At 41.1% G+C, this 13,812-nt stretch carries 14 protein-coding genes; 1 reads left to right on the forward strand and 13 read right to left on the reverse strand.

All coding sequences use genetic code 11. The features are described 5' to 3' along the window. Nucleotides 1-281 precede the first annotated feature (281 nt). The 10 genes from IEV41_RS15330 to IEV41_RS15375 all read right to left on the reverse strand — a co-directional run bounded on the left by IEV41_RS15330 (nucleotide 282) and on the right by IEV41_RS15375 (nucleotide 10,156). Nucleotides 282-662 (reverse strand): RidA family protein, encoded by a 381-nt coding sequence (locus IEV41_RS15330; RefSeq protein ID WP_188389377.1) that lies wholly within the window; start codon nucleotides 660-662, stop codon nucleotides 282-284. A 68-nt stretch (nucleotides 663-730) separates the two neighbouring features. Then, nucleotides 731-2,065, reverse strand: coding sequence for a CoA-disulfide reductase (locus IEV41_RS15335; RefSeq protein WP_188389378.1), 1,335 nt, complete (start codon nucleotides 2,063-2,065; stop codon nucleotides 731-733). A 54-nt stretch (nucleotides 2,066-2,119) separates the two neighbouring features. Next, nucleotides 2,120-3,400 carry an L-cysteine desulfidase family protein gene (locus tag IEV41_RS15340; protein ID WP_188389379.1) on the reverse strand — a complete coding sequence of 427 codons (1,281 nt, stop codon included), beginning with the start codon at nucleotides 3,398-3,400 and terminating at the stop codon, nucleotides 2,120-2,122. Between the two features lie 10 nt (nucleotides 3,401-3,410). After that, a complete protein-coding gene (locus IEV41_RS15345; protein ID WP_188389380.1) occupies nucleotides 3,411-4,091 on the reverse strand; it encodes a helix-turn-helix transcriptional regulator in 681 nt (226 codons plus the stop codon). 169 nt (nucleotides 4,092-4,260) lie between these two features. Continuing rightward, nucleotides 4,261-4,410, reverse strand: coding sequence for a hypothetical protein (locus IEV41_RS15350; protein WP_188389381.1), 150 nt, complete (start codon nucleotides 4,408-4,410; stop codon nucleotides 4,261-4,263). A gap of 169 nt (nucleotides 4,411-4,579) precedes the next feature. Beyond that, the gene (locus IEV41_RS15355) at nucleotides 4,580-5,422 is read right to left on the reverse strand and encodes a PepSY domain-containing protein (RefSeq protein ID WP_188389382.1); all 843 of its coding nucleotides are present in this window, start codon (nucleotides 5,420-5,422) and stop codon (nucleotides 4,580-4,582) included. Nucleotides 5,423-5,435: 13 nt separating this feature from the next. Beyond that, entirely contained in the window at nucleotides 5,436-6,785 is a 1,350-nt protein-coding gene (locus IEV41_RS15360) for a HAMP domain-containing sensor histidine kinase (protein ID WP_188389383.1), read from the reverse strand. A 3-nt stretch (nucleotides 6,786-6,788) separates the two neighbouring features. Further along, nucleotides 6,789-7,475, reverse strand: coding sequence for a response regulator transcription factor (locus tag IEV41_RS15365; protein ID WP_188389384.1), 687 nt, complete (start codon nucleotides 7,473-7,475; stop codon nucleotides 6,789-6,791). Nucleotides 7,476-7,547: 72 nt separating this feature from the next. Next, nucleotides 7,548-8,978 carry an SLC13 family permease gene (locus IEV41_RS15370; protein WP_373284252.1) on the reverse strand — a complete coding sequence of 477 codons (1,431 nt, stop codon included), beginning with the start codon at nucleotides 8,976-8,978 and terminating at the stop codon, nucleotides 7,548-7,550. Next, nucleotides 8,975-10,156 carry a glycerate kinase family protein gene (locus IEV41_RS15375; RefSeq protein ID WP_188389385.1) on the reverse strand — a complete coding sequence of 394 codons (1,182 nt, stop codon included), beginning with the start codon at nucleotides 10,154-10,156 and terminating at the stop codon, nucleotides 8,975-8,977. The genes IEV41_RS15370 and IEV41_RS15375 overlap by 4 nt, the downstream gene beginning before the upstream one ends. A 232-nt stretch (nucleotides 10,157-10,388) precedes the next feature. Here IEV41_RS15375 and IEV41_RS15380 point away from each other — a divergent pair, with 232 nt between their 5' ends. Further along, nucleotides 10,389-10,727 (forward strand): hypothetical protein, encoded by a 339-nt coding sequence (locus IEV41_RS15380; RefSeq protein WP_188389386.1) that lies wholly within the window; start codon nucleotides 10,389-10,391, stop codon nucleotides 10,725-10,727. A 62-nt stretch (nucleotides 10,728-10,789) separates the two neighbouring features. Here IEV41_RS15380 and leuD read toward each other — a convergent pair whose 3' ends face one another. From leuD to leuB, 3 genes are read right to left on the reverse strand one after another with little or no spacing between them, the layout of a single operon-like run. After that, entirely contained in the window at nucleotides 10,790-11,374 is a 585-nt protein-coding gene (gene leuD / locus IEV41_RS15385) for a 3-isopropylmalate dehydratase small subunit (protein WP_188389387.1), read from the reverse strand. Next, nucleotides 11,352-12,746, reverse strand: coding sequence for a 3-isopropylmalate dehydratase large subunit (gene leuC, locus IEV41_RS15390; RefSeq protein WP_188389388.1), 1,395 nt, complete (start codon nucleotides 12,744-12,746; stop codon nucleotides 11,352-11,354). The genes leuD and leuC overlap by 23 nt, the downstream gene beginning before the upstream one ends. Before the next feature lie 2 nt (nucleotides 12,747-12,748). After that, nucleotides 12,749-13,810: a 3-isopropylmalate dehydrogenase gene (gene leuB / locus IEV41_RS15395; RefSeq protein WP_188389389.1), complete on the reverse strand. Its 1,062-nt coding sequence runs from the start codon at nucleotides 13,808-13,810 to the stop codon at nucleotides 12,749-12,751. Nucleotides 13,811-13,812 lie beyond the last annotated feature (2 nt).

A 13,812-nucleotide genomic window follows, 5' to 3' on the forward strand; every position in this document is an offset into this window, starting at 1 on the left:
TTCCAACTCCCCTACATTATCATCGTTTGATTGCTTATGTTCCGAATACGTTAAACCTACACCTAAAAAAGAAAGCGCTTGCATAAAATGGTACATATAAAACCTTTAAACTGTATGCCTCCCTCCTATTAAGAAAATATAAATATATAGAAAAATTATCCATAAAAACTATACATGATTTTGGACATATATTCCAGCAAAAAGATAGGAGAAAGATATCCTACCTAACATAAAAAAGGCGGCTATTCAGCCACCTTTCTCAAACACTAGTTATACGAATGTTATTCTGCAATCGCAATTACTTCAATCTCTACTAGCGCGTCTTTCGGTAGACGTGATACTTCTACACAACTACGTGCTGGGAAATCACCTGTGAAATACTGTGCATATACTTCGTTCACCGCTGCAAAATCATTGATATCACTTAAGAACACCATTGTTTTCACTACTTTATCTAAGTTCGTACCAGCTGCCTCTAATACAGCTTGTAAGTTCTTGAATACTTGGTGTGTTTGTTCTTCTACTGTTGGGAATAAGTCAGCTGTACCAGGAACGAATCCTAATTGACCTGACGTGTACACCATCCCATTTACTTGCATTGCTTGCGAGTAAGGACCTAATGCTGCTGGTGCCTTCTCTGAAAATACTACTTTCTTCTCCATAAGAGATACCCCCTCGGTTTCTTTATTTTCTTCATTATATCATCTATCTAGGATAGACTCCTACAGTCTTATTTCGATACATTCCCTGCAACATTTAATACGTCCCACGTTCTCGCAAATGGTGGTGCGTAACATAAATCAAGCATACCTAATTCTTCTGTCGTCATCTTCTTCGCAATTGCTGCCGCAAGTACATCCACACGTAATACAGCACCTTGTTTTCCGACGATTTGTCCACCAAAGATAACTTTTGTTTCCGCATCATATACAAGCTTCACAAGAATATCTTCTTGACCTGGGTAGTAGCTCGTTTGGTTTTTATCACGAATAACCGTTGTACGGTAATTAAGTTCTAACTTTTTCGCTTCTTCTTCGGAAATCCCCGTACGACCAGCTTCGACATCCATCACTTTTACACATGCAGAACCTAATGTACCTGGGAATGTATTCGTTGCACCAGCTAAGTTCTCACCAACAATACGGCCAATTTTATTCGCTGTTGTCGCAAGTGGAATGTATACATGCTCATCGCGCACAAGATGATAGACAGATGCACAATCCCCAGCTGCGTAAATATCCGTAAGTGACGTTTTACCGTATTCATCAATTTTAATCGCACCGTTACGAAGCATCTCAATACCTGACTCTTGTAAGAAGCTCGTATTCGGGCGTACACCTGTCGCAATCACTACGATATCCGCTTTATAAGTACCTTTATCTGTTACAACTTCTTCTACTTTTTCTGTACCTTTGAATGCTTTTACCGCTTCTTGTAGATGAAGATGAACGCCGTGTTCACGTAATTCCGCTTCCATAATATCTGTTACTTCATGGTCAAATGAATCTGGTAAAACACGGTCACCTAATTGAACAAGGCGAACTTCTTTTCCTAACTTCTTCATCGCTTCAACTACTTCAATTCCGATATAACCAGCACCGATTACGATAACGTCCTTCATCTCTTCTTTCATCGCTGCTTCTTTTAGCTGTAAGCCATCTTCCATGCTTTTTAATGTGAATACGTTTTGTAAGCGAACGTTTTCGATTGGTGGGATTACCGCACTTGCACCTGTGGCAATCATTAAGCGCTCATACGTATCTTCGAATTCTTCATTTGTTTCTAAGCTTCGTACGCGTAATGTCTTTGCCTTTGTGTCTACTGATAATACTTCGTGCTTATCACGAACATTAATTCCTGTTTCACGGAATTTCTCGGCTGTACGTGCTACCATTTCGTTCGGATCACTGAAGAAATCTCCAACGAAATATGGCAATCCACATGCACCAAATGATACAACATCTGTTCTTTCATATACAACGACTTCCGCATCACGCATCATGCGCTTTGCTTTCGCCGCTGCACTCATACCTGCTGCTACTCCACCTATGATGACAATTTTCATACTGTTTGTTCTTCCTTTCTTATGTAAATAGAAAGACGAACTGTCCTTCTATTCTTATTTTCTTTTATTCACCATCATCTCTAACATAATTTTGTCCATGTTAGGTGATCCTTCATTTCCTAAACGGCAGAAGTTCTCAATTGTTTTTTCTACATCTTCTTCAATGAATCCATCTGTTGCGGAAATACACATCCCTTGTGATGCTAATAATGCTGATTGTACCGCAGCACTTGAACATGTCGCAACCTTCATCGCACATCCTGCTTTTGCTCCGTCACAAAGCATACCAGTTACATTTCCTAATGTGTTCTGAATGGCGTACTTCACTTTCTCTAAGTCTCCACCAAGTAAATACGTAATTGCTGCGGAAGCACTTGCTCCTGCTACTGTTACGCCACAAAGTGCTGATAATCGTCCAAACTGATTTTTCACGAAAATCGCTAATAAATGGCTAAGCGTTACCGCACGGATTAACTGCTCTTCTGACACATGTAATTTTTCTCCGGCTGCGACAACTGGCATTGTTACCGCAATCCCTTGGTTTCCACTCCCCGAGTTCGCCATAACCGGAAGTGTGGACCCCGCCATACGTGCATCTGATCCTGCCGCCGCTAATGCCATCGCATGTGTTGTTAAATCATCTGATAAGATACCTTTTGCTACATTTTCTTTTAACGTCTTTCCGACTTGTAAACCATACTCGTTTTTCAGTCCGTCTAATGCAACGGTACGATTTAACTCGATGCTTCGTTTTACTAAATCTAATTCTGCAACATCTACTGTCGTTACAAACTCATAAATTTCTGGAATCGTTAATACATCACGCTCTTCCACTGATGAAGCAAAATGTGTATTTCCGCATCCATTCTTATACACCATCTCACCGTTCACTTCGACTAACGCGATAAACGTATGGTTATCTTGAATGATGGCTTTTGCATATCCTTCTGTCGTCGTAATCTTCACTTCAATATATAACTTTTTCGGTGTATCAGCTAGATCCACCGTTACATTTCCCGTTCCAACTAAATCGAGTGCACGTTGTTCGTCCTCAAGTGTTACCCCTTCTAGCACTTCTAACTTCCGCTTCGCTTTTCCAGCTAATGCCCCTAACGCGGAAACAAAATCAATGCCCGTCGCCTGCATACCTGGGATTCCTACTGCCATTGCATTTTTAATAATATTCGCGCTCGCTAGTACCTCGATAGACTTAACATCACCAGCAATATGTTCGCGAGCTGTTGCTGCCGCTAAAGCAATCGATACTGGTTCTGTACACCCTAATGCTACGACCAACTCTTTTTCTAACACCTGCAAGATTTTCTCCTGTTGCATATGTCTCCCCCTAACGCTCCGTCGTTTCTTCTTTGATTTTATGCAAGTAACGATAAATCGTTGGTTCTGATGCCTTCAACATCTTCGCTACTTCACACACGCCACCTTTTAATAAAAACGTTCCTTGATCATACAAGTCACGTACCACACTCATCTTCTCACTCACAGACATACGCTCTGGAGGCACATCGAAACTCTCAATCGTCTGCATAATAATAGCAGAAAGAACATCTTCTACGTTACCATGCAATTGCTCGAACGCATGTGTTTCTTCGTGGACAATATCTTGTGGCATTACCTCTTCTTTAAACCCCATAAATTCTTCCATCAGTTCTTTCACTTTTGCATAATGTGCCACGTCTGCGTTCACACATAGCATCCCCACTAATGCATTTTGTTCATTCTTAATGAAGAAACTAGACGAACGAAATACGTTTCCCTCTTTACTGATAGCTTTGTAATTCACGATATAGTCTTTCTCTACATACGTCTTATCTTGCAATACTTTCAACACTAAATTTGTCGGTGCATCCCCAATTTTCCGACCAGTAATATACCCATTTTCAATCGCAATGACCGAACTTTCTGGACGTGACAAATCATGCAACACGACTTCACAATGCTTCCCCACTACACTCGAAATAAACTTCACAAGTGGGGAATACTGCTTCAACAACCATTCCCTACTCACAAGCAACTCTCCCTTTAGCCACACCATTTCACGCTTATAATTTTTTATTATCATAATGATAATTTTTTATTGTAAAGTGATTTTATCATGAGGAATATACGGAGAACAATCTTTTTTCACTGTCATACCAAAAGAAAAAACACGCTTATTTTATGATAAAATAAGCGTGTCATTTTGAAATAATTTTATCCACTCGATCTTCTATCTCCTCTTCCCTGTACTCTTCTGTAAAAGTCGAGGCAAAATATTGAATACACAATCCCCCTGCACAAATCGCAACTCCAGCTGTTAATATGTACATCAACGTCGATTTATCCACCCTTTACACCCCATTTGTTTTTTTCCGACCTACTTTATACTTTTATACTAAAGGATGGGATGAACTTGTTCCATTAACATTCTATGAATTCTTTCTTAATATTTCTTCATTATTTCAAAATATCTTTATGCATAAAAAACGCACAGTGTACATACACTGTGCGTTTTTCTTAATCATCATCTTGACCGTCGTCATCGCCTTGGTCATCGTTATCATCATCATTTGGTTGCTTCGGCTTTTGAGCTGGTTGTTGCTTGTTTGGCGGCTTCTTTTCTGTATTGTTTGGTTGTTGCTTATTATCGTCCTTGTCGTCATCATCATCGTCGTCATCACTACTTGCCTGGCTCTTCTTCGTTGTGCTTACGATATCACGTGTAATAGCGTGTACTCGTACATCAAAAAGATTGTTTCCTTGTTTCATTGAAATATTATAGACAGGTCCTTTGTTTGATTCAATTAATGCTGTACCGAGAATTGTTCCTCCTACCACATGATTTGATGCAGTTTGTTCCGCTTCTTGTGCAGTAATTTGTGTTGGTGGCTTCTCTGGTTGCTGTCCCTGTGAAACGAGTTCACCTGTTTTCTTCTCTATTTTCACTACTTCGATACCACTATTATCTTTCTTTTGAATCTCTACCACATAGATGTCTTCTTCTAGCTTAATAGATATAACTTCTCCATCTACTTGTTGTTTCGCACGTTCTTTTGCTTCTTCCTCGGTTATCTCCTTTGAAATAAGCTCTGTTTCTTCTAGCTCAATCACTTCTCCTGTATAGGCATTCACAAGCAGCTTATATTTCCCTTTTTTGTTTGAGAATGTAATCGAATATACATCCTCACTTGTCAGTTCCATTGACCCTACATTGCCATCGTACTGTTTTTCCACAATTGCCTCTATATCTTCCTTCGCTAACACCACTTTATCTTGCGTTGCGATAATACGCTGTGCACCGAATACGATCGTAACGATAGCGAAGGAGGCAAGCAATGCAATCTTCCATTTTTTCTTCATTGTATCCCTACTTTCACGCCGAAAGTACTGGTAGATAGACAGATACTTTCGTCCATTTTCCTTCTTCACTTTCTAACTGAATAGAACCTTGATGGGCATCGACAATTTGTTTCGCAATTGATAAACCAAGACCTGCTCCGCCCGTTTCACGACTACGTGCTTTATCCACACGGAAGAAACGATCGAATACTTTCTGTAAATCTTCTTCTGGGATTCCCATACCATAATCTTTCACCGAAAAGTAAATTTGTTCATCTTGCTCGCCAACATCTACTTCGATGGTACCTTTGCTATATTTCATGGCATTATCTAATAAGACGACAAGTACTTGTTTCAGCTTCATTTCATCTGCATATGTTAACACTGATGTTTCATCACACATCATACGAAATTCTCTTCCATACGCCTTTTCTAACTGTTCTGTTGATATACAGCATAATTTCGTGACATCTACTTCTTTCATATCTAAATTCCACTCTGCACTATTATTTGCAAGCAGAAGCATTTGGTTCGTCATATCCTTCATACGAATAGCCTCTGAATAGATTGCTTCAACTGATTCTTCCATCACATCTTGTTTTTTCGTTCCCCAACGCTTCAATAATTTCGCATAGCTTTCAATAACGGTTAACGGCGTCTTCAATTCATGCGAAGCATCGGAAACGAATTGTTGTTGTTTTTCAAAGTTTTGTTGGAGTAAATCCATCATTTTATTAAATGTATTGCCCATTTTATATAGTTCATCTTTAGAGCGATCTTCTAAGTGTATTTTCTTAAAGATTCCTCTTTCCTGAATATCTTCCATCGTTTGAATCATTGAATTTACTGGTCGTAGTAACAAGTTACTTAACATACGCCCTGCGAAAAAGGCAGGAATAAGTACACAAAGCGAGGCAATCATTAAAATTCGTTGTAGCATCGTTAAGTTTGATTGAATACTATCTAAACCTTCCGTTACTTCAAGTGTTACGACTTTTCCATCTAACCAAATGACTGGTAACTTCACGAATGCATATTTCTTACCATCCTTTTCGTAGATACCTTCCGATTCTTGACGATCAAACTGCGCTGCCTCTAACGGAAGGATTTCTTCGACATACTGTTCAATGATTACCTCTGACTTCTCATCAATAATACGAATCATTCCATTTGCCGGTAAGTATGGTTGAAGAAGATCATCTGCTTTAATCTCTTTTGATTTGTTAATGCCATCTGTTAAATGTCTCGTTTCCTTCTGCAAGCGATCTACTTCGTTACTCGTCGTGATATTGTAAAAGGAAAAATAAATTGCACTATTAATAATGAGTAAAATGAGTAATAACCAGCCTGTTGAGAAGAGGTGAATTTTATTTTGTATTTTCATAGATTACCCCTTTAACATATAACCAACGCCCCGGACTGTATGGAGAAGCGGTGTATCAAACTCTTGATCAATTTTCTTTCGCAAGTAGCGAATATATACATCCACGACATTCGTATCCCCGTAATAATCAAATCCCCAGACGTTCGTCAAAATTTGTTCGCGCTGGAGTACTTGATTCGCATGCTTCATTAAGAATACAAGCAAGTCAAACTCTCGCGGCGTTAATTCCACTTGCTTATCACCACGCGTTACTTCTCGTGTCTTCTCATCAATACATAAATCAGCAACTTGTAAGCTAGCACTCTCTTCTTCTTTCTTCAACGCTTGCGATAGACGCAAACATGCGCGAATACGTGCAAGTAATTCTTCAATTTGGAATGGCTTCGTCATATAATCATTTGCACCTTGATCAAGTCCATTCACCTTATCAACGACCGAATCTCGTGCTGTTAACAAAATGACTGGTACAACCGCATTTTGTGCACGTACACGACGAAGTACTTCCATTCCACTTAATCCCGGAAGCATAACATCAAGTAAAATTAAGTCCCAGCTTCCTTCACGAAATTTATCTAACGCTTCAATCCCTGTCTTCGCAATCTCGCTTTCATACCCTTCAAACTCTAACTCTAACTGAATCACACGGGCAATTTTCTCCTCATCTTCCACTACTAAAATACGCTCTGCCATGGAATCCTCCTCCGATTAACATTCTTTCTCGATTGTAACAAGTATTTCCATGACTTAAAAGGGAGAAGTATCCTATAGGGACAAACCTGTCCATTGCCAATATCCATAGTAAAAAGCTACCATTAACACAATATGAATGACACTTAAGTATGCACTTAATTTCAGTAAATCCCTTGGCTGAAATGTCTCTCGCTCTCCTTCTTGGAAAAGAAGCAGTGCCTTCGAACTAACTGGGAACGTTAAGCAATAATTCATCCCAACAATCCCAATGAAGAGGACAGCCACTTCATTCAGTTGTAAACTACTCGCGAAGTAAAGTAGGGGAGGCACGAAAATAACCGCTCGTGTCGTATGGGACGTTACGTACAGATGAGATGTCAACGATAAAATGACAAGAACAAGCAAAATCATAAATGTAGAATTTCCATCTAGATACGCGGTGAAAGAAAATAACTTCTCCATGATCCACTGTGCTGCACCAGTTTCAATGAGTGATTTCCCAATCGCAATCGCCGCTCCAACGAATAAAATCAAGTTCCACGATACAGCTTTGACCCCGTCTTTCCACTTCATTACACCTACTTCCGGCAATGTTAATAGAAAGGCACCGATAACTGTCACTGTTGCAATTTCCATTCCGTGTACACGTTCGGTTAGCCAAAAAAGAACCATCGCTGCTAGAATGCCCAGTGTATATTTCTCGTTGCGAGATAGCGCAAATGTTGTTTGCTTTGGAGCTAGTTTCTTTTTACGCTCTTCTTTATCAAGAAATAGCATGAGTACAACACGACATGAAATGAAACTCGCGACAATTCCGAATGGTAATCCCCATATTAACCACTCGACGAAGGAAATACTTTTCCCACTAAATTCTTTTAACATATCAAGCGCGATAAAGTGTGAACCAGCTCCAATAATCGTTGAACTCGTCGATACAAGAATGATTGTCGGAATCAGAATCGCCATCGCCTTCGTCACTCGCCGACTTCCTAATTCTTTCGTTAACGATTGAAACACTGGTAGCAACACCGCACCTCTTCCTGATGTTGACGGGATAAAAAATGCGAGTAATTGAATCACAACCGTTAATAACGTGAAGACACTACTCACATTTTTTGCCCTTCCAACAACAAGATTTGTCATTTTCCCAGCCAAGCCCGTTACTTGAAGTGCCCCGCCAAGAATGAAAGAACCGATCATCAACCATACAATATCAGAAGCTAGCGATTCGAAAAGGATATCTTGTTTTGCTGTTCCAGTCACAATTAGAAAAAGCACCACACCTAGCGCAATATATGCAGAATTAATGCTTGTTGTCGTCCATAAAATAACGGCACAACAGAAAGCAAACAAGCTCCACTTTGCTTCCATCGTTAACGATGATGGAAGCAAAAGTAGAAGTTCGACGATAAGAATGAGTCCAATCGGTAAGACCCATTTCGCCTCTTTTTTCGGTTTTATTGGTAGTTGTGGCTCTTCTTTTCTAGCAAATTGGACAATCACGATACCCATCCTTTCGTATTTAACCGGGAAGCAAGCTGATAACCTACTAGAATCGTACGCATTGCGCTTTCCGTGCAATCCCTCAACCACTTCTCCGCGTGAATAAATGCTTCTTCTAACGTCGATGGCATTGGCAAAATACTCGTATATGCATCAATGCCATAATCATAATTTAGTCTTGCTCCTTTCCCCACTGTTCCCGCTAGTGCCACTACTGGTAAGCCGTATTGCTTCGCACGCTTTGCAACTTCTGCCGGAATTTTCCCACGTGGTGTTTGGAAGTCGATACTTCCTTCTGCCGTAAACACTAAGTCACTTTCTGCTAATAACGTATCTAAATCGATATACTTCATAATAATGTCGTAGCGCGGATGAAGCTTGGCACCGATTAAAGCATGAATACCAGCTCCAAGTCCACCAGATGCACCGCTACCTGGCATCTCTCGTACATCGATTCCTGTTATGTTTTCAATAACAGAAGCATAATTGTTAAATGCTGTTTCAAGTTCAATGACTTGTTCTTCCGTTGCCCCTTTTTGTGGACCGAAGACACGTGCTACACCGTTCTCACCGCATAACTTGTTGAACCAGTTACATGCAACGTCGATTTGGACGTGTTGAAGTCGCGGATCGACATTTGATACATCAATGTGTGCAACTTTCGTTAATGAGATTCCGCCTTCGATATGAATCTCATTGCCATTCGTGTCAAGGAATTTCACACCAAGTGCTTGCGCCATGCCAGCACCACCATCTGACGTCCCCGAATCACCGCACCCTAACAAAATACGTTTGACTCCTTTATTTAATGCAAGTTTAATTAACTCACCAACACCATGCGTCGTCGTCTTACGTGGATCACGCATATTTCGTGGTACGAGTCGTAACCCTGCTGCCGCTGCCATTTCGATTACTGCTGTTTTTTCTTGTTTTTGTCCGAGTATCCCGAAGTGAGATGGAATCTTCTCTCCAACTGGTCCTGTTACTTCTGCTTCATATAATCGTCCGTCTGTAATTTTCACTAACGCTTTCGTAAATCCTTCACCACCATCTACCATCGGCAATGTGTGTACTCTTGCCAGTGGCATGACACGCATAATTCCTTCTCTCATGCACTGTGCTGCTTGCTCCGCATCTAAACTTTCCTTAAAGCCCGAAGGCACAACTAAAATTCTCATCTATATAAAACTCCCTTCACCCTTTTGGTTTTCCCTCTTTCTACTCCTTATCTTAAGCAACGAAAAAAAGAAGAGGCTGAGAGCTACATTAGAATTTGATGAGAAATTGTAGAAATATGAACCTATTTTTTCTCATTTACAATAGTAAGAGGACAATTCTTTGTTTAAATCACAAGTATTATTTACCATATTATGTTATTGTTTTAAGGGAAGAAAATCTGTGGAGGTATGTATGTACTCATACAAATCATTTGAAATAGCAGGAGAATTTGTATTATTACGACCTGTCTTTATTACACTTTTAGTCGCATCTTTCATTATATTTATTTTTGTTGTGACACCGAAATTAAGGGAAAAAATGGTGAATGGTTTAGCAGTAGTCGGGCTATCAATTGTTTCTACACTCTTAGCGGCTCAATTACTGTTCTATAATGGAATTATTGTCGATGAGCTTGGGTTAGGTGGAGATGAACTTCAATTCGATATGGCTATCGTAATCTTATTGTTTAGCATCGTGAACCCAATTGTGTTTTTTGTTATGCGTAGTAAGTCGAGAGTTCACTCTATTTAAAACAAGAAAAAGGAATTGTCGTTTCAACGACAATTCCTTTTTCTTGTTTTTCACCAATCAATTTAACTTTTTATCGAAATCTTCTCCTCATACAACGCAATCTGTGCTTCGTATTGAAGCGTAATTGCAATATCATCTAGGCCGTTTAACAGTTTCTCTTTCCACACATGTTCAATATCGAAAGGATACTCTCCGCATGAAGCTTTCACGACTTGCTCATCTAAATCTACTTCGATTGTTTCATCAGCAGATAGGCTTGCGAGTTGTGCGCGTGCTTCCTTTGGCAATACAATTGGAAGCATGCCGTTTTTTGTACAGTTCATGTAGAAAATATCAGCGAAACTTCCCGCGATGATTACTTTGAATCCGTAGTCATGAAGGGCCCACGGTGCGTGTTCACGCGAGGAACCACAACCGAAGTTTTCCCCTGTAATTAATACCGATGCGCCTTGCCGGCTCGGTTCATTTAGTGGGAACGATGGGTTCGGTGAACGATCATCAAGAAAACGCCATTCATCGAATAAGAACTGGCCAAATCCTGTTCGTTCAATTCGTTTTAAAAATTGCTTCGGAATGATTTGATCAGTGTCAATATGATCATTCATAAGTGTAACAGTCGTTCCTTTATGCATGCGTAGCGGCTCCATGATGCTCCTCCTTTCGTACGTCAACAAAGTGTCCATAAATCGCAGCGGCTGCGGCCATTACTGGGCTAACAAGATGCGTACGTGCACCTTTTCCTTGTCGTCCTTCAAAGTTACGGTTCGACGTCGATGCACAGTGCTCACCTGCTGGCACTTGGTCTGGATTCATTCCAAGACACATCGAACAACCTGCTTCTCGCCATTCGAAGCCAGCCTCTATGAAAATTTTATCTAACCCTAATTGCACAGCTAACTGTTTAATTTTATTCGAACCTGGTACAACGAGTGCGCGCACCCCTTCTTTTACTTTCTTTCCTTGGACGAAACGTGCTGCCTCTTGTAAATCAGAGATGCGTGAGTTCGTACAAGAACCAATGAAGACGTGTTTCACTGGAATAGTAAGGGGTGTTTGTCCTGGCTGTAAATCCATGTATTCATACGCTCGTTTAAGGTTTTCATCCGTCATAGCCGGAAATGCTTCATCTACTCGCACACCCATACCTGGATTTGTTCCCCACGTTACATAAGGTGCAAGTGTTGAAACGTCTACTTCAATCAAATAATCGAACGTTGCATCCTCTTCCGTATATAACTCTTTCCATTCATTCACTGCTTCATCGTAGTTTTGCGGAGCATATGCACGACCTTGTACAAACGCATATGTCTTCTCATCTGGCGCCACTAAGCCAGCTTTTGCGCCGCCTTCAATTGCCATGTTACAAATTGTCATCCGCTCTTCCATCGACATAGTTGAAATCGTATCGCCAAAGAACTCCATCACATGTCCCGTTCCCATTGATACCCCATATGTCGCAAGTAAATGAAGAATAACGTCTTTCGCATACACACCCTTTGGAATGTTGCCTGTTAGCTTCACGCCCATTGACTTTGGTTTCTTCTGCCAAAGCGTCTGTGTCGCAAGAACGTGCTCCACTTCACTCGTACCAATTCCAAACGCCAATGCTCCGAATGCTCCGTGTGTAGACGTATGACTATCGCCGCATACAATCGTTTTGCCCGGTTGCGTTAAACCAAGTTCTGGTCCAATGACGTGCACAATACCTTGACGTTCATCACCGATATCCGCCAATGTCACGCCAAACGCTGTACAATTGTCGCGAAGTGTATCAATTTGCTTCTTCGCAACCGCATCCGTAATATTAAATTGATCTGTCGTTGGCACGTTGTGATCCATCGTCGCAAATGTTAAATCAGGGCGGCGTACGCGTCGATTCGCTAAACGCAGTCCTTCAAATGCTTGCGGAGACGTTACTTCGTGCACGAGATGTAAATCAATATATAAGAGTTGCGGCTCACCTTCTTTCCCAGCTACAACGTGTTTCTCCCACAGCTTATCAAATAACGTCTTCCCCACGCTTATACCCCCTCTTTTACTCCCGCAAGTTCCTGCACGACTTTTTCCGTAAATAACGTCGTCGTCGCTTCTCCTCGTAAGTCACCTGTACGATAGCCTGCCGCTAGTACAGCTGAAATGGCGCGCTCCACATCATTCGCCTCTTCTTCTAATAAAAATGAATGACGTAACATCATACTTACCGAATACAGCATTGCTAGTGGATTCGCCTTATTTTCCCCAGCAATATCAGGTGCTGATCCGTGAATTGGTTCATATAAGGATGGTCCCTCTAGCGAATGGCTCGCTGATGGTAATAATCCTAATGATCCAGCAATCATGGACGCTTCGTCACTTAAAATATCGCCGAATAAGTTTTCCGTTACCACCACATCGAAGCGGGACGGACGACGAATTAATTCCATCGCCGCCGCATCCACTAATAAGTGTTCTAGCACGATATCTGGATAATTCGCCCCTACTTCGTTCGCCACTTCACGCCATAGTTTACTTGACTCCATCACGTTCGCTTTATCAATTGACGTTACTTTTTTACGACGTGTACGAGCAAGTTCGAACGCATGCTGGACGATTCTCGTAATCTCTTCTCGTGTGTATGTCAACGTATCCGTCGCATGTTCACTCGTGCGTTCTTTTGGCTCGGAAAAATAAATACCTCCCGTTAACTCACGCACAACAACGAAGTCCACGTCTTGCACAATTTCTTCTTTTAGCGGAGACAGGTGTGCAACTGCTGGATGCACGTATACAGGACGAATATTCGCGAAAAGTCCTAATGCTTTACGCAGTCCAAGTAACCCTGCTTCTGGTCGAACCGCTAACGTATCCCACTTCGGACCACCAACAGCACCTAATAAAATCGCATCACTTGAAAGGCATGCTTGTAGCGTCGCCTCTGGCAAAGGCTCACCGTGTGTATCAATCGCAATACCACCAAAGTCTGCGTCATGAAGATGAAACGTATGCCCATACTTTTCACCAATCACGCATAATACTTGCTTCGCACTTGCCATTACTTCTGGTCCAATTCCATCACCTTGTAAACATGTAATCTTACCTTCCATCT

Source organism: Priestia taiwanensis (assembly GCF_014638355.1).
Lineage (GTDB): Bacteria > Bacillota > Bacilli > Bacillales > Bacillaceae_G > Priestia_D > Priestia_D taiwanensis.

Bases quoted from the DNA above. Each gene is read 5' to 3' on its own strand.
- IEV41_RS15360 (WP_188389383.1), bottom strand. From the start codon at position 6,785: ATGAAAATACAAAATAAAATTCACCTCTTCTCAACAGGCTGGTTATTA.
- IEV41_RS15355 (WP_188389382.1), bottom strand. From the start codon at position 5,422: ATGAAGAAAAAATGGAAGATTGCATTGCTTGCCTCCTTCGCTATCGTT.
- IEV41_RS15380 (WP_188389386.1), top strand. From the start codon at position 10,389: ATGTACTCATACAAATCATTTGAAATAGCAGGAGAATTTGTATTATTA.
- IEV41_RS15335 (WP_188389378.1), bottom strand. From the start codon at position 2,065: ATGAAAATTGTCATCATAGGTGGAGTAGCAGCAGGTATGAGTGCAGCG.
- IEV41_RS15365 (WP_188389384.1), bottom strand. From the start codon at position 7,475: ATGGCAGAGCGTATTTTAGTAGTGGAAGATGAGGAGAAAATTGCCCGT.
- IEV41_RS15330 (WP_188389377.1), bottom strand. From the start codon at position 662: ATGGAGAAGAAAGTAGTATTTTCAGAGAAGGCACCAGCAGCATTAGGT.
- IEV41_RS15375 (WP_188389385.1), bottom strand. From the start codon at position 10,156: ATGAGAATTTTAGTTGTGCCTTCGGGCTTTAAGGAAAGTTTAGATGCG.
- leuD (WP_188389387.1), bottom strand. From the start codon at position 11,374: ATGGAGCCGCTACGCATGCATAAAGGAACGACTGTTACACTTATGAAT.
- IEV41_RS15340 (WP_188389379.1), bottom strand. From the start codon at position 3,400: ATGCAACAGGAGAAAATCTTGCAGGTGTTAGAAAAAGAGTTGGTCGTA.
- leuB (WP_188389389.1), bottom strand. From the start codon at position 13,810: ATGGAAGGTAAGATTACATGTTTACAAGGTGATGGAATTGGACCAGAA.